The sequence below is a fragment of the Geminocystis herdmanii PCC 6308 genome (assembly GCF_000332235.1).
GTDB classification, from domain to species: domain Bacteria; phylum Cyanobacteriota; class Cyanobacteriia; order Cyanobacteriales; family Cyanobacteriaceae; genus Geminocystis; species Geminocystis herdmanii.
Genome location: NZ_CM001775.1, coordinates 1,720,141 through 1,745,523, shown reverse-complemented (window position 1 = coordinate 1,745,523; position 25,383 = coordinate 1,720,141). Strand labels below are relative to the sequence as shown.

Here is a 25,383-nt window from a genome sequence, read left to right as displayed (position 1 = left end):
TAATTCCCTAATTCCCTAATTCCCTAACACCTTAACTCTTACAATTCAGCCATACGCCCCTTCTGAGGGAATATGCCCGAAGGTTTAATTTGTAAAAAGGTAATAATTAAGACAAAAACCAAAACTTTCGCCATACTGGTATTGGCAAAAAAGTTGATAATTTCTAACAACGTACCCCCAGAATCCCCCGACATCAACATTAAAGACAGACTACCAGAACCTACGATATAAGATACGATGCCGATCGAAAGTGCCGCAATAATAGTACCCAGTAGATTACCCACACCTCCTACCACTACCACCATAAAAGCATCTACAATGTAGTTTTGACCAGTGTTAGGACCGACTGAACCTAGTAAGCTAATAGCTACTCCAGCAATACCTGCTAACCCCGAACCAAGGGCAAAGGTAAGTGCATCAACGGTTGCCGTGGGAATCCCTAAACAAGAACTCATGGTACGATTTTGGGTGACAGCTCGTATTTTTAAACCCCAATCTGAGCCGTTTAAAAACCAATAGACTCCTGCGATACATAGTATTGTGAGGATGATAATAAAAACCCTTGCCATAGGAAATTGAAATGCACCCAACGGGATGCCACCTCTTAACCACGCTGGAGCAGTTACATCTACATTTCTCGCACTAAACCACGCTTTTGTTAAGGCTTGATTTTTGGAGTTATTTATTAAAATTCCCGTAATAATTGCGATCGCACTAGCTAAAGGTAAAGTAATGGCAATAAATTTAGGGCGAATTTGTTCCCAATTTCCCTGACGGGATAAAAACCACATTCCGCCAAAAAATAGGAGGGAAAATACTATAATTCCGATAGTCATTGACCAGTTTACACTGCGTACTAATTGCCGTAGAATGAGACTAACCCCCCAAGTTGCCAACAGGGTTTCTAGTGGTCGCCCGTAAAGAAAACGAATTACACCCCGTTCTAAAATTATCCCTGCGATCGCCGCCACCACAAAAGCCACGGGAATAGCGACAATAATATAAAAATTAAACCAAGGATCACCGAAAGCCTTAAAAATATTTTGCACCACAAAAGTTGTATAAGCACCCAACATCATCAATTCACCATGCGCTAAGTTAATCACACCCATTAAACCAAAGACAATAGCTAATCCTAGCGCAGCAATTAACAACACCGACCCGATACTAATACCATTTAAAAATCCTTCTATCAGGGGTAACATTTTTCACTCTAAATTAATTTTCTGGTACATTATCACTATTAATTTAGTTTTTTTTTAGTATCATTCATCACAATTAAGGGGAATGGAGAATGGAGAATTGAAAATTGAAAATTGAGAATTAATTACCCAGTTTAATTTATAGAGATTATCCCTATCGAGGTAACGAAGCAATCTGAAACAAATTTTTCTATTTTGTTAAATCTTCATTCCAAAGCAGATTTTGAGATGGTTATAATGGTTACTTTATGCGTTTATTATTCATCAAATCATGTCAGAAAATAATATCAATCCTCTTAATCGAATCCGCAATATTGTCATTGCCTTAATTGCTGTAACTCTGGGTGTCTTACTAGCTTTAAGCTCTCACACTACGGTTAATGCTGAATCCTTAGAATCTCAGGCACAACAAGCAACTCCTTTAGAAGTCGCCGTGAATAACGGTAAACCTTCCCTTGTGGAATTTTATGCTAATTGGTGTACCAGTTGTCAAGCAATGGCAGGAGATTTAGCTACTTTAAAACAAGAGTACCAACAAGATGTTAATTTCGTCATGCTCAATGTTGATAATAGTAAATGGTTGCCCGAAGTTCTCAACTATGGCGTAGATGGTATTCCTCATTTTATTTTTCTTAACAATCAAGGAAGCGCGATCGCATCTACCATTGGAGAACAACCTTTAAGCATTTTTCAAGAAAATTTACAAGCGCTTATCGTCAATAAACCTTTACCCTATGCCAATAATCGGGGCAATATTTCCTCTTTGAATCCTCAGAATATCATTATAGATGGCAATAACGACAACCCCAGAGATCATGGATAGGGTGATAGGGTGTTAGGCAATTAGGGGGTTAGGGAAAATTTGTTAATTGTTAATTGTTTTTTCTTTCTTGTAATTGTAAACGAATGTTACTATGATATTCTCTCGTAATAGGATAAAAATAAGCTAGGATTATTCCTGCAAATAAAACAACGGCGGGTAACGGTGCAACTACTAGACGAATTGCCCATAATGCACTTTCTGGTTGCACGGGAATTGGTTGCCCTTCTATGGGTTTTATAAATCCTGATGCCTCTAAAGCAATACCTACTAAAAATAGTCCAAAAGCTAAACCAAATTTTTGTAAAAGTACCATAAAACCATAAAAAATTCCTTCTCGTCTTTCTCCTGTATTCAGTTCATCTAAATCAATAACATCTGGTATCATTGACCAAGGAATTAAATAAGCTACTGAGACTCCACAACCTGCTAACATTGCTAAAGCATATAATAAAAATGTTTGTCCCGGTTGTACTAAAAATAAGCCAATTTGAGCAATTATCCAAATAGTTGAACCAAGAAAATAAACGATTTTTTTATCTAATATATTACTAATTTTTTGCCAAACAAATAACATGATTAATGCCGTTCCTTGCACTGCGATCGCAACTCTGGGAAACTCAGCATCAGGTAATCCCATCCAATTTACCACAAAATAAATCAAAATAGATGCGGTTAATTGTACGGCTAACCATGAACATAAATAAATACCAACGACGTAGAGAAAAGGACGATTTTGAAAAACGATTTTTAACTGTTGAATATAAGTAAAATTATTCTCGGTATTTTCTTCACTTTTTCCTAAATGGGGTTGCAATAAATGAGGCTCAGTTTTCGCAATTATTAAACTCCATGCCATGATACCCATAAATAAACCAATTAATAACGCTATTATTGCGTTAAATATATCTTCTCCTGAACTATTATTAATAAGATTCACTAAACCATAAATAATTGATATTGTGGCGATCGAAATAAAAATATAAGCAGTTATTTTACGTTGATTTTTATTTAATAAAGGTTCATAACCTCTTTCTTTAATAATCAAAGGACACCAAAATAATGGTAAAGTCGAAAAAATAGTAGAAATTATTCCTAAAATTAAATATTTTTCTTGATTATTGCCTTGATAAACTTGAAAAATTGCCCCTGCTAAAATCAGAGAAACAATACTTGCACCGATGGAAAAACTAAACCGAAAACTGTTTAAATTTGTGCGCTCATTATAGTCTTGAGTTAACTCTGGAGTTAAGGCTTGATAAGGCAAATTTACCGCCGTATAAAAGACATTAAACACAATCCCTATCATCATATAATAGAGAAATAAAAGATTATTATTTAAAGAAATATCTTCACTAAATTTAGGCACTATCCACTGTAAAAAAAACGTCAATCCAAAGGGTATCGCCGCAAATATCATCCAAGGAATACGCCTCCCCCATTTTGTTTGAGTTCGATCGCTAAAAACCCCGATAATAGGATCATTGATAGCATCCGCAATCTTGCCTACAAATAAAATACTTCCCGCAATGGCAGGGCTTATACCTGCTACATTAGTAAAAAAAGGCATCAAGAAGAATACTAATATATTAGCAGTAAAAGCCGGTCCTATATCCCCTGCACCAAAGGCTAATTTTGTCGTTAAATTAAGTTTTTCTGAGGTTTGATTCGATGTCATGTTGATTCAGTCTGTAAAATTAACAGTATAAGTAATTTAACTTCTAAAACATTAACTTACTGATTTTTTTCTCACGCAAAGACGCAAAGACGCAAAGAAATAAAAGTATTCCTAGGTTTTTCCTCAAAGTTCGCAAAGCCTTCTCAGAAAAAATGCTATAGTCGTAAGGTTATGTTTAATTTTTGAAAATCATTCTTCATTCTTCATTCTTCATTCTTCATTCTTCATTCTTCATTCTTCATTCTTCATTCTTCATTCTTCATTCTTCATTCTTCATTCTTCATTCTTCATTCTTCATTCTTCATTCTTAATGATGATTCCTTCTTGGTTAGTAATTGGTTCGATCGCATTTTTAGTGAGTTTCTTGGTTAATCGTATTCCAACCGATGATTTTCGGTGGTTTTTGCGGTTAAAACGCCCTTCATGGTTAACCTTTGAATTTGCTATACCCTTTATCTGGATTTTCATTTTTGTCTGTCTAATTTTATCTGCCAGTATCATTTGGGATACGGATATAAACATGGACAAAAAAATCGTTTTAATGACTCTATATCTTGCTTTGGAAATAGCGATTTTAGGTTATACGAGGGTAATGTGTGCTTTTCGCAGTTTATTGGTTGGGGTATTCATTGGCGGAGGAGGCTTTTTTCTAGGTTTAATCTTGGCAGGATTAGTGTTTTTTGCCAATAAATCAGCACTATATCTACTCATACCATATCTTTTATGGAGTCCCATCGGCACTTATGTCACTTGGGCGATGATACCTTTAAATCGTGAGGCTATTTGATAATTACAAAAAATAAATATTTGTTTAGCCCTTAGTTAATATAGATGTACGATCGATCTCTTATAGACTAATACTTGTTGAGTCAGAATATCTGTAACAGTAACTAACAACATTCGGTTATCATCTATTTCGAGATGTATTTTTAGACGATCTTTTCCCACAGTGCCAAGGGGATTTAATTGAGCAATACAGGCAGACTTAATAATGTTTCCTTGCCAATCTAATTCATAGGTGAGAGATTTATAGGTATTTTGAGATTTTACTATACCACTGGTCATTTTTTCCTGTATTATCGTAACTAAGTTCAGCTTTGCCCATTTCTACGACTTGCCCAATATCCAAATAAATGGCATCTTGTCCGTTATTAGCACATTGTAAAATTAAGGGGTATTCTAACTCACAAGGATATTGTAAGCCCGATCGAAATAAAGGATTATAGACATATTCTTGGGTTAAAGGATTCCATGTGCGAAGGGCGTAGCTATGATATAAATGATCATCAATGGTTTCTAATGAATTAAGGGTTAAAGCACCATGACAAACAGCTTCAAAAGGCTTATTTATCAACACTTTTTCCCTGCCAAAATAAGAAGTAATTAATTCTCTTACGGGGGCAATTAAACAACTACCGCCGACTAAAACTACTTTTTCAATCTGTTTTTTATTGATGCCCTTACCTATTGACATCTCAATAACTTCATCGAGACAATTTCGTAATTGAGGTAATAATTGTTGAGTTTCTAAGATTTCTGTTAGTTGTTGTCGATCGAACACTATATCATAGGCAATAAAGGTATCTTCATCTAACCAACTTTCCTTTGCTTCCTTAGTCTGAGATAGTTTAATCTTAATACGTTCAGCTATTTCTAATAAATTTTGCCAAGCTACGTTACTTAAATCCTTTTTAGCAATGCCTTGTTTTTTCAAATAATCTTCTATCAACCAAATATCAATATCTTCACCGCCCACATAGGCTTGAGTTTTAGCAATTACCTCCCCTTTTAATTCCTTGAATTGAGAAGAAGATGCGATCGTACGCACTAAACTAAGATCTAATGTACCTCCTCCAAAGTCCACAACTAAAACTAAAGTATTAGGCTTTTTCACAGCATAACCAAAGGCGGCGGCGGTGGATTCATCCACTAACTGCACTTTTTCAATACCTAATGCTGTAGCTACCTCACGACACCAATTCGAGTAACTTTCAAAACCTCCCACTGGCACGGTAAATATTGCTTGAGAGGGGTTTAAATGCTGTAATTTTAGTTGTTGCCAAATTTCTTGTAAAAATATTTTTGCTACTGCTTCACTGGGGTATTCTTTCCCCTCTATTATCCTCGCAGGAGAGCGAAATTCGGCGGCTAAATCTCTTTTAAAGGCTTTAAAAAACCGTTCAGGCTTACTACATCCTAACCGACGAGTGCGTACTTGTTCTCCTAATATAAACTCATGTCCTTCTTTGATAAAGACTAAGCTAGGTATGACAGGGATTTCTGACACTGAGTCGTTATTAAGTTTCATCCGAAATACCTTAGACATCTTCTCAAAACGGAGGGATTTTGCTTCTTTGGTATCGGGTTCGATAATACTAACGACAGTGTTACTTGTGCCAAAATCGATCGCTATAGTAGTCATAAATGATGAGGAATGAGGAATTAAGAATTATTAATAATAATTAATTGAGAGGGTGTTAAAATAGGTAAATTATTGTTAGGAAAATCTTTAATATTTCGAGTAACAATTACATCCAGATTATTAATAATAGCAGAATAATATTGAATATCATCTTCAAAATCTTTATAGCTATTATTTAGTGCTTCAATAATAATAATTTCGTTGATAGGATTAATTTTACAAAGATTAGTTAATCGTTTTAAAAATTGAAATGTCCACTCTTTTCCTTTTTGTTTACGAAGGATATAATAAATATCAGTTAAGGTAGTAGCACTAATAAAACCTTCTATTTTTCCTTGTTCAATTAAATAAAAGATTTCGTCTGCTTCTTCATAAAAAGGCAATCTAATTAAGGCTAAATCTAAAACAATATTGGTATCAATCAGAACTTTCATAAATTATGTTTATCTTTTAAATAATCCCATTTTTTACCATCAACATTAAAATTCTCATCTGTGGGAGATTGATTTTCTAATAAGTCTTTAAAAGTTTGACTACGATGTTTAATAGGTGGAGATTTAATGCTAATTTTTGTGTTGTTTAAATTATCTATTTTTAAGATAACAATTTCCACTTCTCCCGGACTAAGATTAATACTTTCTTCTATAATTAATTGTCCTTTCTGATTAACAATTCCTTTGAGTTTTGTTGCTTCCATTTTCTATAACCTCTACCTAAATTATTTTAATAGTAATTTGTCGCTAATTCGCTAATTTATTCATCATTAAATAAAAGTAAATTAACCTTGTAAATTGGGGGGAAGATTGAGACTTACTTTGGCAGGATAAAGAATATTATCGCCGTCACGATAACCTACAAAACGAATATAAACCGATTCTCCCACTTCAATATCATCACTATCGGCTTGATGAATTTGAGGATTATAATTAACTTCCTCCCAAGGTTTACCGATGGTTTCATAACCCCAATTTTCCAACAAGTTTTCTAGGGATGTAAATAAAGAGATTAAATTTTTTGCGGGTAAATCTGGTTTGATTTTTGCCATTTCACGGGCAGTAGGATAGTTAGTTAATAAAGTCTGTAATTGTTCAAAAACCTCACTCCGAAAATCACTTTTTAACAGGTTCGATTGAGCTTCTAATTCTTCTCGTAATCGTTGACATTGTTTTTGCAAACTAATTATTTCTTCTCTGTTATCATTATTGTTTAAATCATTAAAATTATTCTCTTTTAAAGTATGAGATGGAGATTTTTTTGCAAGGTTAAATTTATTCTCATTTTTCCCAGATGACGAACCAAAAGTTATTAAGAAAAATATACTAATTATTAACCAAAAAACAATGCCTGTTAAAATATCAGAAAAATCCATTATTTGTTATATTTACCCTTAGAAGACTATGAAAATTTTTGACAATTAATACTTTAATATTAGCAGATAAAAACTAATTATTAACAGAGTTCGATCGTTGAATATTATCGGTAGTTAAGATTTCTTCTCCTTCGTAATATTCGGGGAGTAATTCCCTTGATTCGATTTCTCCTAATGCCTCCTCTAATGCTTGGGTGGGTTGCAAACAACTATTACCACTGGCATCAATTACCCTTTCTGTGATTTTACCATCTTTGCCGATTTGATACTCTATCCGTTGATATTCTGCCATAAATCATTTTGTTTTTACTTTTAGACACTCTTAATTATACCTCCTTGTCGTGTTAGAAAAAGTTAGCTATGATGAATATATCTAAAACAATACTGTTGATATTCTGTCATTGCGAGGCATATCAGCAATCTCCTAAATCTTGATTTTTAGTACAAATATGTAAGTCCTATAATATAATAGAAAAAAATGGAAACTATTGAAATAGATCAAGCCGTATTGCACATTAACCAATTACTGGAAATAGTCGCTAAAGGGAAAGATATTATTATTACGAAGAATCATCAACCTATTGTTAAATTAAGCTCAATAAAACAAGTTAAAAAACGTCCTCCATTATTTGGCAGTGATAAAGATATTATTGCTATTAGTGACGATTTTGACGAACCAATTTTTTCTTAGTAGTTCAGTATAAAGGTTATGTTCGATCGCATCTAATATTGTTATATTGCCTGATAATTTTCTCCCTTACTTCTTCAAATTCTCTCCAAATTTGTTGAGCTGTTTTTTTCGGCTCTAATTCAAGTACTTGCAAGGCTTCAGCTATAATTAATTCAGCATTTTCTAATTCTTCTAGGGTAGGCTTGGGATAAGTTTCGTATGTTTGATCTGTTGATATGGTCATAATTGATCTTAATTTTATCTCTTAAATTCCATTATATTGCTAGTTTGATGATTGCTCTGTATCTTTAAAAATACAAACTTTAAGAATTCGTTTTTTATATTTGTTATTGATAATTGTTTTAGCATCAATTAAAGCACCATGAAATTTAGCATAATTTAGATTTGTTGATTCTAAATTAGCACCACATAAATTAGCAGAACTTAAATCGGCATTACTTAAATTAGCATCCCTTAAATCAACCTCAGTTAAATCAGCACCGTTTAAATTAAGATTACTTAAATTAGCACCACTTAAATCTGCTCCTTTTAAATCTCTTGTCTGTTGAGGATTATTGACAATATCCCAAACCAGTTGCCATTTTTCATCTATCCGTGTATCTACACATAACTTAACATCACTTAAATTAACACCTCTTAAATCAGCACCCCTTAAATCAGCATTACCTAAATCAGCATTTCTTAAATCTGCATTTCTTAAATCTGCATTTCTTAAATCTGCATCACCTAAATCTGCATCACTTAAATCTGCCCCTTTTAAATCTTTTGTCTGTTGAGGATTATTGAGAATATTCCAAACCAGTTGCCATTTTTTATCTATTTTCGTATTTTTATCTAAATTAACATCACTTAAATTAAGACCACTTAAATCAACACCACTTAAATCAACACCACTTAAATTAACACCACTGAAACAAGCACCTCTTAAATCAGTATTTCTTAAATTAGCATAGCTTAAATCTGCATCTGTTAACATAGAACAGCTTAAATCCGCCCCTCTCAAATCAACATTACTTAAATCAGTCTTTCTTAATCGGGCGAAAAATAAATCAACACCACTTAAATCCGCATCTCTTAAATTAGCATAGCTTAAATCCGCATCTCTTAAATTAACACAGCTTAAATCAGCACCCCTTAAATCAACACCTATTAAATTAGCACTGCTTAGATCAGCACTTCTTACTCTAGCCAAAGATAGATCAATATCACTTAAATCCTTATTGTGTAATTTAGCACGGCTAAAATTAATACCCCTTAAATGAATAATGCTTAAATTAGCATTTCTTAAATCAGCACCCCTTAAATCAGCATCACTTAAATTAGTATGTCTTAAATCAGCATCTCTTAAATTAGCACCTCTTAAATCAGCACCTCTTAAATCAGCACTGCTTAAATTAGGGATAAAATTAATATTGTTGGCTCGAAAGTGATTCCAAATTTTTATCCCACCAACTTTTAAAATAGTGGCAGGTTGTTGTTCAAAAATTATGTTGATAATAAGCTCTGAATAAGTATGATTTTTTAATAATATTTCTTCAATAAGATTTTCTTTATTTTCACTTTTAAAAACATCAATAATAAATTGTTTTCCTTCTTCTTCATACTGTAGGGCTTCTTCTAATATCCTTGCTTTTTGAGAGGCATCTTCCACTGACTTAAATCGGTTTTTAAGTCCATCAATTCCCCCCATGACTGCACCATACATAGGGGATTGAGATTGTGTGCCGATAACCGCATCGTATTTGCTGGGTTGTTTATTTTCTGACATGGGGTTTGTGTTTTACTTCTCTTTAATTAGAATTATATGAGAATTTGATTTTCAACGAAAATATTTTATAAAATCCTGTTAAACCCACCTACCGACAACAACCCTTAAAGTGCCGTCTTCTAAAGTTTCCTCCTCCTCGATATTGAAACCTTGTTTTTCTACCTCCTCCATTAAAGTATAATGGGCATATTTCTGAGAAATGTCATTAATAAACTTAGTTTGATCAATTTTAGCACCCCAAAAGTCCGCTACTAACTCATAATTATCTCCTTGACGGCGGAAGCCTAAATCATAGCCGTTGTTTTGGCGAATAACGTATTCTGCTTTGGTTTTTATGCCTTGATAGCCTCTGACGTTGGTATTCGTTTCAACGGTATAACCCAACTCTTGTAAGGTTTTATGTAAAATCTCGCCGTTTTTAATTTGAACTTTGATAGTAGTAAAATGTGACATAATTCGATAAATAATTTATTTACTAGGTGGAAACATAGGGTTCGTGTCATGAGGGGCAGTGTTCAAAAAATAAGTACAAACAAATTAGTTTTTAGCCTTGATTGATAAGTTATTTTCAATAAATCGTATGAGAAGCTAATTGTCTGTACTGCAATATATTTTTATTCATACTTGTTAATTGTTAAACTATTTATTGCTTCTTTTGCTATTCTATAAGCATTACTCGCTTCTATCTCTGTAGGTATTTTTCCCGAATGAATAGCATTATTTCTTAAATTTTCAATTCCGTTTTCGTAATCTAATGATGGTGATGGTGATGGAAGAGTATTATTCGTTAATTTTAAAAGCTCTCGCTTTTGTCTTAATCCATTATATTTCTTTAGAATATGAGGTAATATTTCCTCATTAACTTCTAAATCTCTTCTAATTGCATTTGTTATAGAAACTTCTAGGGCTGTCGCACTATCTAATACTGATTTTCTATAATTGTTATTTATTAATTCAGTATTTGCATTTTTTAACAATTGATACTCAAGTATTAATTTTTTATTTAAAGAAGTTACATTTATCACATCTCTAAATTCACTTTCTGTCAAAGCATTTGATGGATGCAGGTTAATTAACACATTAGTATTTTCAAAGTATTCATTAAAACATTTATTATTATTAAATGTAAAGAACTTAAAATTTGAAGCTATCGATGTATTGACTGTTAAATTAGGTGAGTCTATATTATAGTCGTAAGCGAATAAATTCTCTTGAAATCGATTTATCCAATTGTTTATTTCTTGTTGCAACTTTAACTTTTTGTCGTTGGAAAAGTCATCATCAATATTAAGTTCAATTTTTAGAGTTGAAACACCACTATCTCCTATTGGCCAGATAGATGGAGTTCCCCAATCTAACGTTTTATCATAAATATCAAATTCGTTTTTTGGAGGTAGTAATTTTGTATGTAAATAGTTTTTGTTAGTTTTAAAGTTTTCAATTAAAATGGGTGTTAATATATTTCCCTTATATTGACTGATTTGAAAGTCATACTTTTTATTGAGGCAATCAGAAGTAAGATTTAATTCTTTTTTCAATTTAAAGTAGCCAAAAATTTTCATATTTTAAAAAAATGTGTTTAACTATTTCATTACAATTTTTGTTGTAAATTCTGCTTTCATTTTTGGTTGAGATTATTTTAAATAGGTAGTATGAGGAGTAAAATAGAGTGAAAAACATCAAATTTAAAGACAGATGGCACAAATAACGATCGAATATCCCGCAACTTTTCCCGACGCTTTAAATCAAACACCTCAAGAATTTGAACAAGAAGCAAAATGGGCAATGGTAGTAAAACTATTTGAAATGAAACGAATCTCATCAGGAATGGCGGGAATATTATTGGGAGTTGATAGAGTAACATTTCTACTCAAACTAGCTGATTATGGTGTACCAATGATTGACTTAACTTCAGACGAATTATTATCAGATTTAGCCAATGCCTAACACTATTGTTATCAATACTTCTCCCATAATAGCTCTAGTTTCTGCATTGGGAGATTTAGAAATTTTGAGTTATCTTTATCAACAAGTCTTAGTACCCTATGAAGTCTGTCAAGAAATATTAGCAGGGGGTAAAATTGGTTTTGCTATTTCTGCATTTGATAATGATACTTACTTACAAAAACAATCGTCACCTCTCCAGATTTCACCCTTTTTATTAAATTCCTTAGATTTGGGCGAGGCTTCCGTAATTCAACTCGCCTTAGATAAAAAAATTACGACAGTTTGCATTGATGAAGCCATAGGCAGAAGAATAGCAAGACTTAATGGACTTTCTCTTACGGGTTCGATCGGCATACTTCTGAAAGCTAAACAGAAAGGATATAATATTTCTATCCGTAACTGTATCGATAACATGAAAAAATCTCATATTTATTTAAGTCAAAGTCTTATAGATTGTGCCATTGAACAAGCAGGAGAATAATAAAACTGATTTGACTTAGGCATTTGTACCAAAAATCAAGGGTTTTCAGATTCCTCGACAGGCTCGGAATGACAGTTTAAGAAAAACTCGATAGTAATTCGATTTTAACATTTTAACTCTGGGGAGGATCAACATCGAGATATTGATTTGTGCGAATCCCTTTTTGTTGGCGATAAGTTTCTAACTCCCTCTCTAGGGAGCAGGTCAGTTCTGCGAAACAAAAGTACTATTGAGTGCTTAAAGACAATTATTGAGATATGCACATCTATGTTTGAGTACTTGAGAGACATTTTCTTTATTCCATTGTGCACCAGAAATTTTGAGTCGCCGATCTATTTGTTTTACCGTTGACTCCACTGCCCCAGAACCAATGGAACAAATTTGTTCTTCCTGATAATAGCCGTAATTGATGATACGATGTCGGTGAGTCTTGAGATAATTACAGAAATTTTCTGCCTGTTTTTTCTTCATCCCAGATATTAGTGTGATTGTTTCATCTACTTTTCCTCTCCAAAGTAAATTTTCCGCTTCTTTTAATCTTTTTTTACTCCCCCCAACTTTGTTTAAATTTTCCATCAAATGATACCAATCAAGTATACTTGGCGAGGGTATAACTTGAGTTTGGTGAAGGTAGGCAAAAGGCAAGTAGGCAAAAGGCAACTGTACATTTTGCAACATCAGATTATAACCTTGATGAGTATATTTCCCTTTTTTCACCATCTGGATTTAATTGTTTAATGATGTTCCAAATTCCAGAATGTCCATCCCCCAAACAGGTTAACGGTTCTGATAGTTTTTGTTGATTCACCCAATGGATTAATTCTTCATTTTGTGCAAACCACGCTTTTCTTTCTTGTTGATTAACACAAATCGCTTTATAGTCGCGCCAAACACAACTTTCTCCTTTTTCTTCTGTTCTTAATCTTACCTTGCCACCATCGAGACTAATTTCTTCGATTTGTTCTTCCGTAGCTATTTCTGGAAATTGATAACGATGTATAATTCGTTGTTGGGTTCTCCCAGATATTTTCATCCCCGTATAATATTCCACATCCCGAGCCGCATTTTCATAAGAAACATTGGCACTAGCTCTGACACAACATTTTTCTAAATAAGGACTAATTCGTTGATTTGTGTTTAAATTTAATCTGATAGCTTGTTTTTCTGTTATGGGTAATTTACCTAGAATACTTCTGATGTATCTGAGTCGTCCTGATTGAGTTTCGGTGATTTTTTGGATAAAAAAAATCCTATTTGTGGGGTAATATATTCAAGAGTTTGTTGTCTAACAGTTTCTTCGATAACTGCTAAATTATCTAGTTGAGAGGGATCACATTCTTGATAAAGAATACGAGCAATACCTTGAAGATATAAATTTATTTCTGCTTGTTGTTCTGGTGTCATTGTCAAAAAAAAAGGATTATGATTAATTTAATGTAACCTACCTATATTTCTTAGTCAAGTAGTTTTTTTGTTCTGCAAGTTTGACCTGCTCCCCCTCTCTAATTCTAAATCTTGGGAAGCGGTTTTAGCTCCTGTTTTAACTGCCCACAATTTTAACTCCTCAATTTGTCTCATCGCTACCTTAGCTAAGGGTACTGTATCACCACAGGCTCTTAATATATCATCAGTGGTAAAATCTCGACTATTACCCTGACTGACATCCGCAAATGCAAAACTCATACCATCAATGATGCTTTGTTCAATTTCCGCACCACTAAAGTTTTCACTAGCATCCGCTAACATCGATAACTCAAATTCCCTGAGACGATGGGGGCGTAATTTTTGTAAATGCACCTTGAAAATCTCTTGTCTTTCTCGATGGTTAGGTAAATTCAAGAAGAAAATTTCATCAAAACGCCCTTTTCTTAATAATTCCGCAGGTAAAATTTCCACATTATTAGCGGTGGCAACGATAAACACAGGGCTAGTTTTTTCCTGCATCCAAGTAATCAAACTACCAAACACACGGCGAGATGTGCCTGAGTCTCCATCGCTTCCCCCTGAAATATTGCCAAAGGCTTTATCAATTTCATCCATCCACAAAACACAAGGCGACATAGCTTCTGCTAGTTGAATCATTTGTCGGGTTTTACTTTCACTCTCTCCCACAATGCCTCCAAATAATTGTCCGACATCCAGCCTTAACAGGGGTAAACGCCATTCATTGGCGATCGTTTTAGCGGATAATGATTTACCTGTACCTTGAATGCCTACTAATAATAATCCTTTAGGGTTAGGAATACCGTATTGACGGGCTTTTTCTGTAAAGGTATTTTTCTTGATTTGTAGCCACTGTTTGAGTTTATCCAATCCCCCCACATTTTTTAATGATTCATGGGAGGAATAAAATTCTAAGATTCCTGTTTGTCTTATAATTTGTTTCTTTTCTTCTAAAACTAAGGCAATATCGCTCTCGTTTACCTGTTGCTTACTTGCTAAGGCGGAGGCTAAAACTAAGCGAATACGGGTACGACTTAATCCTAAAAAGGCTTTTAAAAGTTGCTCTTTGCCTAATTCCGTTAAGTTGAGTTTTTCTGGTACTACCAAATCTTTAATTAAGTAATCTATTTCCCTAGTATCGGGTAAGGGGAAATCAATCACCGTCATTTCTTCCGATAAATCAGTGGGTACAACGGCAGTATGTCCGGTAATAATAATAGTTTGACGGCGATATTTTAATTCTTTGACAAGGTTTTTGAAAGCTCGAATGATGGGAGCGTTACGTTCGGTTTCAGGGTTTTTGAGGACAAAGTTAATATCTCTGATTACGAATATACAAGGCTTATTAGTATCGGTTTGACTGATGCGCATTAATGCACCCATGAGGGAGTTTTTATCTTTACCGCCATCATCCCAACCGTTAACAATATCCCACATTAATAATTCTCTGGAAGGATGAGATTGATTCGCTACTTGCACTAAAATTTGTTCGACGGGTTCTTCTTCCACCGCCACGATGTAAAGTAAGGGATACCTTGCCCTTAATTTCAAGTCAAGGGATTCGATTAATTTTTGATGGGGATTATTGGTAATGACGGCATCGTGTTTGTCGGGTTGTTTTTTTTGACCAACCATAGTCATAATTTATGTTAATTTGATCTCTTAAATTCCATTATATTGCTAGTTTGATGATTGTTCTGTCTCTTTAAAAATACAAACTTTAAGAACTCGTTTTTTATATTTGTTATTGATAATTGTTTTAGCATCAATTAAAGCACCATGAAATTTAGCATAATTTAGATTTGCAGATTCTAAATTAGCACCACATAAATTAGCATCAATTAATCCAGCATGACTTAAATAAGCACCACTTAAATTAGCATTACTTAAATTAGCACCACTTAAATTAGCATCTTTTAAATCAGCACCACTTAAATCAACACCACTTAAATTAGCACCACTTAAATTAGCATCAGTTAACCAAGTACCACTTAAATCAGCACCAATTAACCAAGCACCAGTTAACCAAGCACCACATAAATTAATATTACTTAGATGTCTTTTTTGTTCTGGATTATTGAGAATATTCCAAACTTGTTGCCATTTTTTATCTATTTTCGTATTTTGATCTAAATCAGCATTCCATAAATTAGCACCCCATAAACTAGCACCACTTAAATTAGCACCGCTTAAATTAGCACCACTTAAATTTGCATCCCATAAATTAGCACCGCTTAAATTAGCACCACTTAAATCAGCATCACTTAAATTAGCATTCCATAACCAAGCACCTCTTAAATCAGCATTACTTAGATCTCTTTTTTGTTGTGGATTATTAAGAATATCCCAGACTTGTTGCCATTTTTCATCTATTTTTGTTTTTTCATCTAAATTAGCACCGTTTAAACGAGCACCACTTAAATTAGCACCTCTTAAATCAGCACCTCTTAAATCAGCATTTTCTAAAATAGCCTTACTTAAATTAGCACCACTTAAATTAGCACCACTTAAATTAGCACGAGTTAAATGAGCATCTCTTAAATCAGCATTACTGAAATTAGCACGAGTTAAATGAGCATCTCTTAAATGGGCATTACTTAAATGGGCATTACTTAAATCAGCGTTACTTAAATTAGCATTACTTAAACTAGCACTTCTTAAATTAGCATGACTTAAATTAGTATCCCTTAAATTAGGGATAAATTTAAGATTCTTTTCTCGTCGAAAATTATTCCAAATTTTTATCCCACCAAGTTTTAAAATAGTAGCAGGTTGTTGTTCAAAAATTATGTTGATGATAAATTCTGAATAAGTGTGATTTTTTAATAATATTTCTTCAATAAGATTTTCTTTATTTTCTCTTTTTAAAACATCAATAATAAATTTTTTACCTTCTTCTTCATACTGTAGGGCTTCTTCTAATATCCTTGCTTTTTGAGAGACATCTTCCACCGACTCAAATCGGTTTTTAAGTCCATCAATTCCTCCCATGACTGCACCATACATAGGGGTTTGAGGTTATGTGCTGATAACGGCATCGTATTTTCCAGCCTGTTTGTTTATTTCTGACATGGTTTTAGGTGGTTGTGAAAATATTTTTTCTATATCAAGAGTAACACAATTTAAGAGAAATAGTACTTGGGCATCAATACTGTTCGGTTAGTCTTTCAAGTTCTTGAGTCTGCCCCCTAAATCCCCCAATTCTGGGGGACTTTCACCCAATCTACTCCCCCAAATTTGGGGGCTGGGGGGCTTATCCGAACAGTATTGACTTGGGCATTTTTACCAAAAATCAAGGGGTTGAGATTCCTCGACAAGCTCGGAATGACAGAATACAATACATTCGATCGAGCAGCGCCACTTTTAGTGATCGAGATTTTAGGATTATGGGGGAGGGTTCGATCGAACTACTGACTTTATTTAGCTTATTATTTTGAGGTAATAATGAAAAATTTGCCATAATTAATAGTATTGTTTTATTGCTCAGATTATGCCCACTACTACTAAGTCCAGAAAAAATTCTGCCTATCAAAATTTAATGTCAATTCATTGGTGGATGTTTTATTGTTACATCATTTTGTTTCTTGGTGGTTTTTTTATGTCTCGTTTGCCCAGAGAAGTTTTTGGGCGTAACCTTCTTTATGATTTCCATAAATCCATAGGTATTTTAACAATGGCATTACTAACTTGGAGAATATTAACTTTATTACAAGTTTGGTGGAAAAAATACACAAAAAAATTACCTAAATATACTCCTCAATGGATACAAAAATTCCTTTTGCATACTTCCCTTTATATTTTTATGTTAGTTATTCCCATAAGTGGCTTTTTTTTCTCTAATTCTTTTAAAAGTAATAATGTGAGGTTTTTTGGAATTACTGTCCCCGATTTGTTCCCCGAAAATAAAGATTTAGTTGATTTGAGTAGAAGTATTCATTTTTGGTTAGCTTATACTTTTTTAGCTTTCATTATTCTACATTCCATAGATCAATTCAAAGTAATCAAAGCCTTTTGGCGACGTATTAGCAAAAAAAAATTAAGACTTAGGGGAAACTTAGCTTAAATTTCTCATCAATCATTCCTGATTGATATAATTGTATGATAATGATTCATAAAAATTAATTGTGGTAAAGTCTATGAAAATAGAATATACATTTTGGCAAGAAAATGATGGTAAATATTTAGGTTATCTAACTGAATATCCAGAACATTGGACACAAGGAGAAACATTAGAAGATTTGGAAGAACATCTTAAGGATTTGTATAAGGATTTTTCTGAAAACTTTATTCCGGGTATTAAAAAAGTGGCATTATTAGAAATTTAATGAAACGAAAAGATTTAATCAGCATTATCGAAAAACATGGGTGTATTTTGATTCGTCATGGAGGAAAACATGATATTTTTCAAAATCCTAATACGGGAATTTCTCAGCCCATTCCAAGACATAGAGAAATTAATGAAAGATTAGCCAAAAAAATAATTAAAGATTTGACTGACAATTAAAGTTCGATCGCGCAGCGCCACTTTTAGTGATCGAGATTTTAGGATTATGGGGGAGGGTTCGATCGAGCTACTGACCTTATTTAGCTTATTATTTTGAGGTAATGATGAAAAATTTGCTATAATGGTAAGGTTATGTTTAATTTTTAAAAATCATGCTCCCTATCGTTGCCATAATAGGCCGTCCGAATGTTGGTAAATCCGCTCTGGTTAATCGTTTATCTGGTGAACAAGATGCGATCGTATATGATGAACCGGGTATAACGCGCGATCGAACTTATCGTCCAGCATTTTGGCAAGATAGAGAATTTCAGATAGTCGATACTGGTGGTTTAGTCTTTGATGATGATACCGAATTTTTACCCTTTATTCGAGAACAAGCTCAAGCCGCCCTCGCTGAAGCCATAGCCGCCATACTTGTCGTAGATGGACAAATGGGATTAACCGCAGGAGATGAAGAAATTGCCGCATGGTTGCGCACTCAAAATGTGCCTACAGTATTAGCCGTCAATAAATGCGAATCAGAAAAACAAGGATTAAGCCAAGCCGCCGAGTTTTGGAATTTAGGCTTAGGTGAGCCTTATCCCCTTTCCGCCATTCATGGTAATGGTACAGCAGAACTATTAAACGATTTAATTCAATATCTCCCCACGATGGATGAGATAGAAGACACCGAAGAAATCAAAGTCGCTATCATTGGACGACCAAATGTAGGTAAATCAAGCCTTTTAAACGCTTTAACAGGGGAAAATAGATCGATCGTCAGTCCTGTTTCTGGTACAACCAGAGATGCTATTGATATGGTAATCGAAAGAAATGGTAAAGCCTATCGTCTTATCGACACCGCAGGTATTAGACGCAAAAAAAATGTCGATTATGGAGCAGAATTTTTCGGCATCAATCGAGCCTTTAAAGCTATTAAACGGGCTGATGTCGTCTTATTTGTCATCGATATTATTGACGGCGTAACCGAACAAGATTTGAAATTAGCAGGTAGAATCATCGAAGAAGGACGCGCCGCCGTTATCATTGCCAATAAATGGGATGCCGTAGAAAAAGATTCCCATACTATCTACGAATACCAGAAAATGCTGGACGATCGACTATTTTTCATGGAATGGGCAGAAAGGGTTTTCGTCTCAGCTATGACAGGTAAAAGAGTAGAAAATATCTTAGACTTAGTGGATAACGCCGCCGAAGGACATAAAAAACGAGTAAGTACTGCGGTAATTAATGAAGTGATAGAAGAAGCCGTAAAATGGCATTCTCCTCCTACCACACGTCAAGGAAAACAAGGGCGCATCTATTACGGTACACAAGTTACCTCCAAACCTCCTACTATTGCTTTATTTGTCAACGATCCCAAACGGTTAGATAATAATTATCGTCGTTATATGGAAAAACAATTCCGTCAACAGCTAGGCTTTAAAGGCACACCCTTAAAACTCCTTTGGCGTGGTAAACGTGTGCGTGAAGGAGAAAACATGGGAGGAACTCGTGCTACAAAAGTATAAATAGAAAATGGATAATTGAGAATGGATAATTGAAAATGATGAATTAAAACCTCCTCAATATCTCACAAATCTAAAGTACTTAGGAGGTTTCCAAGAAAGAATATACCAATATTCTCAATGATTCCCCCTTTTTTTAAGGGGAGTTAGGGGGGATCGATCGGGTATAATTATTGTCAGAAATCACCTTAACAGATTTTTCTCGAATGATAAATAATTATAAATCATGAAAATAATCAATAATATCATAGCTATTTTACAAAAAGAATTACAAGGTTATTTTGCTTCTCCTTTAGCTTTTAGTATTGCAGGAATTTTCTGGTTTATTTCGGGGCTATTTTTTGTGTTTATTCTCTTGAGTGAACAGGGTATTATTCAATCAGTAAATGCTCAAGAACAAATGGGTTCTCAAGTACCTATTGATGTGGTTTATGAGTTCATGCAAATATTTTTTGGGGTGATTGGCTCATTAACTATTTTCATTTTACCCGTGTTATCTATGGGGTTATATGCAGAAGAAAGAAAACGAGGCACGATCGAACTTTTAGCGACTTCTCCTATATTTAATTGGGTGGTAGCTGTGGGTAAATTACTGGGAGTTTTAGCCTTTTTTATTACGATGATTATGCCTATTTTACTCTATGAGGCGATCGCATTTCAAGGAGCAACTCCTCCTGTTAATCCTCAAGTTGTACTATTAGCACATCTAGGCTTAATTTTAATGGCGGCTTCTATTTTATCTTTAGGAATGTTTATTTCTTCTTTGACCGATAGCACAATTTTTTCAGCTATTATGACTTTTACCCTAGTAATTTTTATCTCTATTTTAGATGGTATGGGTAATTTAGTTGGAGGACAATTAGGGGAAATAATTGCTAACTTTTCTCTGTTAAAAAACTATGAAAATTTTGTCAAGGGTATTTTTGAAACTAGCACTTTAATCGTCTTTTTTACCTATATTATTTTAGGCTTATTTTTAACTTCTCAGTCGATCGAAACTTTAAGATTTAGCCGTAAATAATAAAAATATAATAAAATATTTATATAGGTTCGTAGTGAGGGCTTTAGCCCTTATATTCATAAACAACTTTAGCAATTATTGAAACTCATGTCAAATTCAGAATATAACAATAATCGTAAAAAATTAGAGGAATTAGAGGCAGAAATTTTAAATTCTACCCCCATTAAAACTAAAACTTTTGGCAGTATAGTTGCTTCTGTTAAAAATTGGTTTTTTACCTTACCCACAGCAGGAAAAGTTATTGTGGGAGTGTTGGGTTTAATGATTGCTTTTTCTCTTTTAAGAACGGTTTTATCGATCGTACAATTAGCGTTTAGTTTAACAATTTTAGCTGGTATTTTTTATATTGTTTTTCAATTTATTGTTAAGCCAAAAAATTAAAATCTGTTCTCCTAATTCCTCTCTCCTTAATCACTAAAATCATGAGATAATCTGTCATCATTAGTTATAAAAAGGAGTTAAATTTTGCCAATTATTTAAACTATAATCATGATTATTAGTCATTTTAATAGTAGCAATTTCTAATAAACTTTTTGTCGTAAAAGCTAATTTATCAGGGGTAATAATATGATGAAAATTATTACCATATTTATCTTGATAATCTTTAATAATTATTTGCCATTCTTCTGTTTTATAAGTTTGATCGATCGAAATATTTAATAGACACATTTTTTCATTAATAAATTGATAAATTCCCCCGAAAATTTCTTCAGTATTTGCCTTCATTTCTACAGCGAAAAATCCACTATTTAAGATTTTTTTTCCGTGATACCAAGCTAAAGATTCTAAGGTAGAAATGCCAAAAATAGGTATATCTAATTGTTGAGCAATAGTTTTGCCTGTGACAATACCTATTCGAGTACTGGTGAAACTACCCGGTCCTTTTGCTACGGCAATAAAATCTAAATCTTGCCATTGCATTGGAGGTAAAAATTCCCCTAATTTTTCTTGTAAATTATTAGCTAAATCTCGCCCTAAATCCCATGATTGAAAACGATATAATCCTTCTGGATTAATAATAGCAATTCCTAATTCTCCTGTGGTGGTATGTAAAGCTAATCCTTGATTCATTCTGATATGGTAACTTGGTTTTTATTCGTTTGAGGTTGTGTCATCATCCGTCAAAGGATTTGAGGGAGTGTTGCTATTTGGATTGTCAACTTTTTTTAGTAATTCTTGATATTGTTCATTTAATTGTTTCAAATCTTTTTTTAATATTTCTACTTCTAATTGTCTATTGGTATCTAAAGTTTCTTGAGCTTTTATCTCCTGTAATAACTGATTATATAACAATATTTGTTCATCTTTTAAATTTCCTATTTCATTAACTAATTCATTTTTAATACTATCTATTTTTTGATCATTTTTAGAGAATAAATTCAAAGAAAGATTATTTAAAATTAGAAATCCTGTTAATGAACCAACGGTTAATAAACCTAATGCTCCTAATCCCCATAATTGATATTTATAAGTAATAATTAGTTTATCTAATTGAGCTAATAAATTTAAGGATTCTTGATCATCTGGTTGAATTTCTAAACACTGTTTTACTCTGATTCTAATTTGTTCTTCATCTTGAGAATTATGTTTATCTTTCCATCTTCCTAAATAACACGTTATCAGTAAATGCAACATCGGTAAATTAAAAGGATTAAAAGCTAATGCCTCTTGTAATTCTACGATCGCATCATCCCAATGACGTAGATTTGAGTACCCTTGAGCGCGAATAAAATGGGCTTGAGATTGTCTTTGTGCTGATTGGATTTCTTCATCGGAAATACCTAATTCTGAAGCAATTTTTAATAAGTCTTGATTTGTAGGAATTTTTTGTCCTAATTGGCTTAATTCTGTTACTCTTTGAATATAAAGTTCGATGGCATCGTTAGGATTTGTCGGATTATTTGATTCAGCCATAATTGAAAATTTTTTATGGGGATAAAGACATCTATAATAATTTTAACAAAATGTCAAAAAGAATTTTTTATTCCGATAAAAGTTATGAGCTTTATAAATTATCGATAATGTGATGTAAGGAAATATGGTTATTTGAGGTAATTAAGAATAAATAGGGTTTGCCTCATAGTCTTTATCGATATAGAAAATTTTTGATACTATTTGGCAGGGGAAATAGGGAGAAAGTAATTTGATAATCCCCTAATTTCCCAATAATTAAGGCTTTTTCCAACCTTCAATATTTTTTTGTTTCCCTCGTGCGATGGCTAGTGAATCATTAGGGACATCATGGGTAATTACAGAACCAGCCCCCACAGTGACATCTTCTCCGATGGTGACGGGGGCAACAAATACACTATTTGAGCCTGTTTTTGTTCGATCGCCGATGATGGTAGGATGTTTTTTGACTCCATCATAGTTAGCGGTAATTGTACCTGCACCGATATTGACTTGATTGCCTAAAGTTGCATCGCCAATGTAGGATAAATGGGCGATATTGGTTTTATTGCCGATCGAGCTTTTCTTAATTTCAACAAAGTTACCGACTCGACAATTTTCTCCTAATTCTACTCCGCCCCGTAAATGCGCATAGGGACCTATTCTAGTATTAGCGGAAATTTTGCTATCACTGATGACAGAATATAAAACGGTGGTATTATCTTCAATGATACTATTTTCGATGAGACATCCGGGTCCAATTTTACAGTTTGCACCAATAATTGTATTGCCTCTGATATGGGTTTGAGGCTCGATCGTAACATCTATTCCTAGTTGCACTGTTTCATCGATCGTAATACTATCAGGATCAATCATGGTGACTCCTGCTTTCATCCACCCTTCTTTTACCCTTGCTTGTAAAACATCATAGGCGACGGCTAATTGACATCGATCGTTGATTCCGCTAATCTCTGAATGATCATGAACATCTAAAGCCATGACTGGATTAAGAAAATCCACCACTTCCGTTAAGTAATATTCTTGTTGATCATTATTCGTGGTTAATTGAGGTAAGGCTTCCTTTAAACACTGCCAATTAAAACAGTAAACTCCTGCATTGATGCGATGATTTTGTTTTTGGGCGCTATTGCAGTCTCTATCTTCGACAATTTGAGTCACCAAGTTATTACCATCGCAAAAAACTCTCCCGTAACCCTGAGGATTTTTTAAATTAGCGGTTAATAATGTGGTAGCGTTTTTGTTTTTTTGATGAGTGTTAACTAATTCTTCAACGGTTTCGGGACGCAAAAGGGGAACATCTCCATTTAAAACGAGCAAATCTCCTGTAAAATCTTTTAAATGGGGTAATAATTGCATAATAGCGTGACCTGTGCCTAATTGTTCGGTTTGTTGCACAAATTCTACATTTTCCAGATGATTAAGGGCATTTTCGATTTTATCCCCTTCATAACCAATAATGACAAGAGTTCGATGGGGCTTAACTATCTTACAAGATTCGATCGCCCTTTCTACAAGACTTTTACTTCCTAGGGGGTGTAAAACTTTCGGAAGTTTTGATTTCATTCGAGTACCTTTTCCGGCGGCAAGAATTGCAACTGCTAACATGGGATGATTTGATTTTCGTTCATGTTTGAGTATATCAGGAGTTAGGCTCAATTTATGAAATAAGGGTTAAAACCCTCACTAGGAACTATTTTTTTGAATAAATTTAGATATTTTTAGGGTTATTGTTGATAATTAAAGGAGTTTGCATTGCTTCCATAAATTGGGATACTCTGGTGGGATCGATCGTCTCATCTATTTTACCATGACGTTTGAGGGAACTAGATACAATCACCCCGTCAGCAAAAGTCATCAAATCGGCTATATTCTCAGGGGTTGCACCACTTCCAATTAAAACAGGTGTACCGTTAGTGACAGTTTGGGCTAATTCTAAGTCTTCTTTATAAGGGGGTAAACCAGTAGCCCAACCTGATAAAATTACCGCATCGGCTAAACCTCTTTCTATAGTATCTTTCACGGCAGTAGTTAAATCTATTTTCCCTAACGGACTAGCGTGTTTCACTAAAACATCGGCAAAAATGGCTATATCTTCCCCTAATTCTCGGCGATATTTCTGGATTTCGTGGGCTTTTCCTTCAATAAATCCTTGATCTGTTGCCATTACTCCTGTATAGACGTTTACCCTAATAAAACTTGCCCCGACACAACTGGCAATGGCTAATCCTGCTTTGGCATCGTTTCTGAGAACATTGAGCCCTATGGGTAACATAACTAAATTCATGATTCGATCGACAATTAAAGTCATGGCGCTAATAGTGGCAGGATCAACGTTATCCTTAGTAAAAGGAGCATCAAAAAAATTTTCAATAATAATCCCATCAACCCCTCCCGCCGCCAAAGCAGTGGCTTCCTGTTCGGCTCTTTCCATCACTGCTTTTAGGTTTCCACCCCATCGAGCTGAAGTTGGTAAGGGTAATAAATGAACAACACCAATCACGGGATTTTTTTTCCCAAAAATTTTTTCAGTTATCATAAAAAGTTAGTATATATATATTCTCTGTTTTGAGAGAATTTACAGTCAAAATATTAGATTAGTTAAGTTTATGGCGCAAATT

30 protein-coding genes and 1 pseudogene are annotated in these 25,383 nt (G+C 33.8%); 11 read left to right on the top strand and 20 right to left on the bottom strand.

The genetic code is table 11. The annotated features are described in order from the left end of the window. Window positions 1-38: 38 nt before the first annotated feature. Window positions 39-1,205, bottom strand: coding sequence for an ABC transporter permease subunit (locus SYN6308_RS08785; RefSeq protein ID WP_017294067.1), 1,167 nt, complete (start codon window positions 1,203-1,205; stop codon window positions 39-41). A gap of 268 nt (window positions 1,206-1,473) precedes the next feature. Here SYN6308_RS08785 and SYN6308_RS08780 point away from each other — a divergent pair, with 268 nt between their 5' ends. Next, window positions 1,474-2,025 carry a thioredoxin family protein gene (locus SYN6308_RS08780; RefSeq protein WP_017294066.1) on the top strand — a complete coding sequence of 184 codons (552 nt, stop codon included), beginning with the start codon at window positions 1,474-1,476 and terminating at the stop codon, window positions 2,023-2,025. A gap of 49 nt (window positions 2,026-2,074) precedes the next feature. Here SYN6308_RS08780 and SYN6308_RS08775 read toward each other — a convergent pair whose 3' ends face one another. Next, the gene (locus SYN6308_RS08775; RefSeq protein WP_017294065.1) at window positions 2,075-3,700 is read right to left on the bottom strand and encodes an MFS transporter; all 1,626 of its coding nucleotides are present in this window, start codon (window positions 3,698-3,700) and stop codon (window positions 2,075-2,077) included. 313 nt (window positions 3,701-4,013) lie between these two features. Between SYN6308_RS08775 and SYN6308_RS08770 the strand changes: the two genes are divergently transcribed. Then, window positions 4,014-4,487, top strand: a complete 474-nt coding sequence (locus tag SYN6308_RS08770) for a TspO/MBR family protein (RefSeq protein WP_017294064.1) — start codon at window positions 4,014-4,016, stop codon at window positions 4,485-4,487. Between the two features lie 35 nt (window positions 4,488-4,522). Here SYN6308_RS08770 and SYN6308_RS25490 read toward each other — a convergent pair whose 3' ends face one another. From SYN6308_RS25490 to SYN6308_RS08745, 6 genes are all read right to left on the bottom strand, one after another. Beyond that, window positions 4,523-4,765 (bottom strand): hypothetical protein, encoded by a 243-nt coding sequence (locus tag SYN6308_RS25490; protein ID WP_237741273.1) that lies wholly within the window; start codon window positions 4,763-4,765, stop codon window positions 4,523-4,525. Continuing rightward, window positions 4,728-6,122, bottom strand: coding sequence for an Hsp70 family protein (locus SYN6308_RS22170; RefSeq protein ID WP_237741272.1), 1,395 nt, complete (start codon window positions 6,120-6,122; stop codon window positions 4,728-4,730). Before SYN6308_RS22170 ends, SYN6308_RS25490 begins: the two co-directional genes overlap by 38 nt. Before the next feature lie 20 nt (window positions 6,123-6,142). Beyond that, window positions 6,143-6,556 carry a type II toxin-antitoxin system VapC family toxin gene (locus SYN6308_RS08760; RefSeq protein WP_017294063.1) on the bottom strand — a complete coding sequence of 138 codons (414 nt, stop codon included), beginning with the start codon at window positions 6,554-6,556 and terminating at the stop codon, window positions 6,143-6,145. Next, on the bottom strand, window positions 6,553-6,819 hold the full coding sequence (locus tag SYN6308_RS08755) for a hypothetical protein (RefSeq protein ID WP_017294062.1): 267 nt from the start codon (window positions 6,817-6,819) through the stop codon (window positions 6,553-6,555). The genes SYN6308_RS08760 and SYN6308_RS08755 overlap by 4 nt, the downstream gene beginning before the upstream one ends. An 81-nt stretch (window positions 6,820-6,900) precedes the next feature. Further along, window positions 6,901-7,491 carry a nucleotide exchange factor GrpE gene (locus SYN6308_RS08750; RefSeq protein WP_017294061.1) on the bottom strand — a complete coding sequence of 197 codons (591 nt, stop codon included), beginning with the start codon at window positions 7,489-7,491 and terminating at the stop codon, window positions 6,901-6,903. A gap of 73 nt (window positions 7,492-7,564) precedes the next feature. Further along, window positions 7,565-7,783, bottom strand: a complete 219-nt coding sequence (locus SYN6308_RS08745; protein WP_017294060.1) for a DUF2997 domain-containing protein — start codon at window positions 7,781-7,783, stop codon at window positions 7,565-7,567. Between the two features lie 186 nt (window positions 7,784-7,969). Between SYN6308_RS08745 and SYN6308_RS08740 the strand changes: the two genes are divergently transcribed. Next, window positions 7,970-8,182 carry a type II toxin-antitoxin system Phd/YefM family antitoxin gene (locus SYN6308_RS08740; protein ID WP_017294059.1) on the top strand — a complete coding sequence of 71 codons (213 nt, stop codon included), beginning with the start codon at window positions 7,970-7,972 and terminating at the stop codon, window positions 8,180-8,182. Window positions 8,183-8,198: 16 nt separating this feature from the next. On the opposite strand, the gene SYN6308_RS08735 is transcribed toward SYN6308_RS08740, so the two are convergent. The 4 genes from SYN6308_RS08735 to SYN6308_RS08720 all read right to left on the bottom strand — a co-directional run bounded on the left by SYN6308_RS08735 (window position 8,199) and on the right by SYN6308_RS08720 (window position 11,512). After that, complete coding sequence (locus tag SYN6308_RS08735) at window positions 8,199-8,405, bottom strand: hypothetical protein (RefSeq protein WP_017294058.1); 207 nt, start codon at window positions 8,403-8,405, stop codon at window positions 8,199-8,201. A gap of 39 nt (window positions 8,406-8,444) precedes the next feature. Next, window positions 8,445-9,950 (bottom strand): pentapeptide repeat-containing protein, encoded by a 1,506-nt coding sequence (locus SYN6308_RS23330; protein WP_017294057.1) that lies wholly within the window; start codon window positions 9,948-9,950, stop codon window positions 8,445-8,447. Between the two features lie 78 nt (window positions 9,951-10,028). Then, complete coding sequence (locus SYN6308_RS08725; protein WP_017294056.1) at window positions 10,029-10,403, bottom strand: DUF1257 domain-containing protein; 375 nt, start codon at window positions 10,401-10,403, stop codon at window positions 10,029-10,031. 161 nt (window positions 10,404-10,564) lie between these two features. Continuing rightward, window positions 10,565-11,512 (bottom strand): hypothetical protein, encoded by a 948-nt coding sequence (locus SYN6308_RS08720; RefSeq protein WP_017294055.1) that lies wholly within the window; start codon window positions 11,510-11,512, stop codon window positions 10,565-10,567. A 133-nt stretch (window positions 11,513-11,645) separates the two neighbouring features. Here SYN6308_RS08720 and SYN6308_RS08715 point away from each other — a divergent pair, with 133 nt between their 5' ends. Both SYN6308_RS08715 and SYN6308_RS08710 read left to right on the top strand, forming a co-directional pair. After that, window positions 11,646-11,897, top strand: a complete 252-nt coding sequence (locus tag SYN6308_RS08715; RefSeq protein ID WP_017294054.1) for a UPF0175 family protein — start codon at window positions 11,646-11,648, stop codon at window positions 11,895-11,897. After that, window positions 11,890-12,378, top strand: coding sequence for a DUF3368 domain-containing protein (locus SYN6308_RS08710; protein WP_017294053.1), 489 nt, complete (start codon window positions 11,890-11,892; stop codon window positions 12,376-12,378). The genes SYN6308_RS08715 and SYN6308_RS08710 overlap by 8 nt, the downstream gene beginning before the upstream one ends. 237 nt (window positions 12,379-12,615) lie before the next feature. On the opposite strand, the pseudogene SYN6308_RS25990 reads toward SYN6308_RS08710, so the two are convergent. The 4 genes and pseudogenes from SYN6308_RS25990 to SYN6308_RS24865 all read right to left on the bottom strand — a co-directional run bounded on the left by SYN6308_RS25990 (window position 12,616) and on the right by SYN6308_RS24865 (window position 17,281). Further along, window positions 12,616-13,782, bottom strand: a pseudogene (locus SYN6308_RS25990) (ISKra4 family transposase). Window positions 13,783-13,836: 54 nt separating this feature from the next. Continuing rightward, the gene (locus SYN6308_RS08695; protein WP_017294051.1) at window positions 13,837-15,462 is read right to left on the bottom strand and encodes an AAA family ATPase; all 1,626 of its coding nucleotides are present in this window, start codon (window positions 15,460-15,462) and stop codon (window positions 13,837-13,839) included. A gap of 39 nt (window positions 15,463-15,501) precedes the next feature. Beyond that, window positions 15,502-16,827, bottom strand: coding sequence for a pentapeptide repeat-containing protein (locus tag SYN6308_RS22150; RefSeq protein ID WP_017294050.1), 1,326 nt, complete (start codon window positions 16,825-16,827; stop codon window positions 15,502-15,504). Between the two features lie 286 nt (window positions 16,828-17,113). Further along, window positions 17,114-17,281: a hypothetical protein gene (locus tag SYN6308_RS24865; RefSeq protein ID WP_158412751.1), complete on the bottom strand. Its 168-nt coding sequence runs from the start codon at window positions 17,279-17,281 to the stop codon at window positions 17,114-17,116. A gap of 30 nt (window positions 17,282-17,311) precedes the next feature. On the opposite strand from SYN6308_RS24865, the gene SYN6308_RS08680 reads away from it, so the two are divergent. The 6 genes from SYN6308_RS08680 (at window position 17,312) to SYN6308_RS08655 (ending at window position 21,235) form a co-directional block, all read left to right on the top strand. Beyond that, window positions 17,312-17,884 carry a cytochrome b gene (locus SYN6308_RS08680; RefSeq protein ID WP_017294048.1) on the top strand — a complete coding sequence of 191 codons (573 nt, stop codon included), beginning with the start codon at window positions 17,312-17,314 and terminating at the stop codon, window positions 17,882-17,884. Window positions 17,885-17,957: 73 nt separating this feature from the next. Then, on the top strand, window positions 17,958-18,146 hold the full coding sequence (locus SYN6308_RS08675; protein WP_017294047.1) for a type II toxin-antitoxin system HicB family antitoxin: 189 nt from the start codon (window positions 17,958-17,960) through the stop codon (window positions 18,144-18,146). Further along, entirely contained in the window at window positions 18,146-18,325 is a 180-nt protein-coding gene (locus SYN6308_RS08670) for a type II toxin-antitoxin system HicA family toxin (RefSeq protein ID WP_017294046.1), read from the top strand. Before SYN6308_RS08675 ends, SYN6308_RS08670 begins: the two co-directional genes overlap by 1 nt. A gap of 149 nt (window positions 18,326-18,474) precedes the next feature. Next, window positions 18,475-19,836: a ribosome biogenesis GTPase Der gene (der, locus tag SYN6308_RS08665; protein ID WP_026101992.1), complete on the top strand. Its 1,362-nt coding sequence runs from the start codon at window positions 18,475-18,477 to the stop codon at window positions 19,834-19,836. Between the two features lie 223 nt (window positions 19,837-20,059). Next, the gene (locus SYN6308_RS08660; protein WP_017294044.1) at window positions 20,060-20,854 is read left to right on the top strand and encodes an ABC transporter permease; all 795 of its coding nucleotides are present in this window, start codon (window positions 20,060-20,062) and stop codon (window positions 20,852-20,854) included. 87 nt (window positions 20,855-20,941) lie between these two features. Beyond that, entirely contained in the window at window positions 20,942-21,235 is a 294-nt protein-coding gene (locus SYN6308_RS08655) for a hypothetical protein (RefSeq protein ID WP_017294043.1), read from the top strand. Between the two features lie 60 nt (window positions 21,236-21,295). On the opposite strand, the gene tsaB is transcribed toward SYN6308_RS08655, so the two are convergent. The 4 genes from tsaB to btpA form a co-directional block, all read right to left on the bottom strand. Then, window positions 21,296-21,925 carry a tRNA (adenosine(37)-N6)-threonylcarbamoyltransferase complex dimerization subunit type 1 TsaB gene (gene tsaB / locus SYN6308_RS08650; protein WP_017294042.1) on the bottom strand — a complete coding sequence of 210 codons (630 nt, stop codon included), beginning with the start codon at window positions 21,923-21,925 and terminating at the stop codon, window positions 21,296-21,298. 21 nt (window positions 21,926-21,946) lie between these two features. After that, window positions 21,947-22,768 carry a hypothetical protein gene (locus tag SYN6308_RS22145; RefSeq protein ID WP_017294041.1) on the bottom strand — a complete coding sequence of 274 codons (822 nt, stop codon included), beginning with the start codon at window positions 22,766-22,768 and terminating at the stop codon, window positions 21,947-21,949. Window positions 22,769-23,023: 255 nt separating this feature from the next. Continuing rightward, window positions 23,024-24,370: a bifunctional UDP-N-acetylglucosamine diphosphorylase/glucosamine-1-phosphate N-acetyltransferase GlmU gene (gene glmU, locus SYN6308_RS08640; RefSeq protein ID WP_017294040.1), complete on the bottom strand. Its 1,347-nt coding sequence runs from the start codon at window positions 24,368-24,370 to the stop codon at window positions 23,024-23,026. Between the two features lie 103 nt (window positions 24,371-24,473). Next, window positions 24,474-25,301: a photosystem I biogenesis protein BtpA gene (gene btpA / locus SYN6308_RS08635; RefSeq protein WP_017294039.1), complete on the bottom strand. Its 828-nt coding sequence runs from the start codon at window positions 25,299-25,301 to the stop codon at window positions 24,474-24,476. Window positions 25,302-25,383 lie beyond the last annotated feature (82 nt).

Bases quoted from the DNA above. Each gene is read 5' to 3' on its own strand.
- SYN6308_RS08695 (WP_017294051.1), bottom strand. From the start codon at position 15,462: ATGACTATGGTTGGTCAAAAAAAACAACCCGACAAACACGATGCCGTC.
- SYN6308_RS08655 (WP_017294043.1), top strand. From the start codon at position 20,942: ATGTCAAATTCAGAATATAACAATAATCGTAAAAAATTAGAGGAATTA.
- SYN6308_RS08740 (WP_017294059.1), top strand. From the start codon at position 7,970: ATGGAAACTATTGAAATAGATCAAGCCGTATTGCACATTAACCAATTA.
- SYN6308_RS08785 (WP_017294067.1), bottom strand. From the start codon at position 1,205: ATGTTACCCCTGATAGAAGGATTTTTAAATGGTATTAGTATCGGGTCG.
- SYN6308_RS23330 (WP_017294057.1), bottom strand. From the start codon at position 9,950: ATGTCAGAAAATAAACAACCCAGCAAATACGATGCGGTTATCGGCACA.
- SYN6308_RS08670 (WP_017294046.1), top strand. From the start codon at position 18,146: ATGAAACGAAAAGATTTAATCAGCATTATCGAAAAACATGGGTGTATT.
- SYN6308_RS08770 (WP_017294064.1), top strand. From the start codon at position 4,014: ATGATTCCTTCTTGGTTAGTAATTGGTTCGATCGCATTTTTAGTGAGT.
- SYN6308_RS08675 (WP_017294047.1), top strand. From the start codon at position 17,958: ATGAAAATAGAATATACATTTTGGCAAGAAAATGATGGTAAATATTTA.
- SYN6308_RS08750 (WP_017294061.1), bottom strand. From the start codon at position 7,491: ATGGATTTTTCTGATATTTTAACAGGCATTGTTTTTTGGTTAATAATT.
- SYN6308_RS08735 (WP_017294058.1), bottom strand. From the start codon at position 8,405: ATGACCATATCAACAGATCAAACATACGAAACTTATCCCAAGCCTACC.
- btpA (WP_017294039.1), bottom strand. From the start codon at position 25,301: ATGATAACTGAAAAAATTTTTGGGAAAAAAAATCCCGTGATTGGTGTT.
- SYN6308_RS22145 (WP_017294041.1), bottom strand. From the start codon at position 22,768: ATGGCTGAATCAAATAATCCGACAAATCCTAACGATGCCATCGAACTT.
- SYN6308_RS08720 (WP_017294055.1), bottom strand. From the start codon at position 11,512: ATGAAAATTTTTGGCTACTTTAAATTGAAAAAAGAATTAAATCTTACT.
- SYN6308_RS24865 (WP_158412751.1), bottom strand. From the start codon at position 17,281: ATGGCAAATTTTTCATTATTACCTCAAAATAATAAGCTAAATAAAGTC.
- SYN6308_RS22170 (WP_237741272.1), bottom strand. From the start codon at position 6,122: ATGACTACTATAGCGATCGATTTTGGCACAAGTAACACTGTCGTTAGT.
- SYN6308_RS08745 (WP_017294060.1), bottom strand. From the start codon at position 7,783: ATGGCAGAATATCAACGGATAGAGTATCAAATCGGCAAAGATGGTAAA.
- SYN6308_RS08780 (WP_017294066.1), top strand. From the start codon at position 1,474: ATGTCAGAAAATAATATCAATCCTCTTAATCGAATCCGCAATATTGTC.
- SYN6308_RS08660 (WP_017294044.1), top strand. From the start codon at position 20,060: ATGAAAATAATCAATAATATCATAGCTATTTTACAAAAAGAATTACAA.
- SYN6308_RS25490 (WP_237741273.1), bottom strand. From the start codon at position 4,765: ATGACCAGTGGTATAGTAAAATCTCAAAATACCTATAAATCTCTCACC.
- SYN6308_RS08755 (WP_017294062.1), bottom strand. From the start codon at position 6,819: ATGGAAGCAACAAAACTCAAAGGAATTGTTAATCAGAAAGGACAATTA.
- SYN6308_RS08725 (WP_017294056.1), bottom strand. From the start codon at position 10,403: ATGTCACATTTTACTACTATCAAAGTTCAAATTAAAAACGGCGAGATT.
- SYN6308_RS08710 (WP_017294053.1), top strand. From the start codon at position 11,890: ATGCCTAACACTATTGTTATCAATACTTCTCCCATAATAGCTCTAGTT.
- SYN6308_RS08760 (WP_017294063.1), bottom strand. From the start codon at position 6,556: ATGAAAGTTCTGATTGATACCAATATTGTTTTAGATTTAGCCTTAATT.
- SYN6308_RS08715 (WP_017294054.1), top strand. From the start codon at position 11,646: ATGGCACAAATAACGATCGAATATCCCGCAACTTTTCCCGACGCTTTA.
- SYN6308_RS08680 (WP_017294048.1), top strand. From the start codon at position 17,312: ATGCCCACTACTACTAAGTCCAGAAAAAATTCTGCCTATCAAAATTTA.
- SYN6308_RS08775 (WP_017294065.1), bottom strand. From the start codon at position 3,700: ATGACATCGAATCAAACCTCAGAAAAACTTAATTTAACGACAAAATTA.
- tsaB (WP_017294042.1), bottom strand. From the start codon at position 21,925: ATGAATCAAGGATTAGCTTTACATACCACCACAGGAGAATTAGGAATT.
- glmU (WP_017294040.1), bottom strand. From the start codon at position 24,370: ATGTTAGCAGTTGCAATTCTTGCCGCCGGAAAAGGTACTCGAATGAAA.
- SYN6308_RS22150 (WP_017294050.1), bottom strand. From the start codon at position 16,827: ATGTATGGTGCAGTCATGGGAGGAATTGATGGACTTAAAAACCGATTT.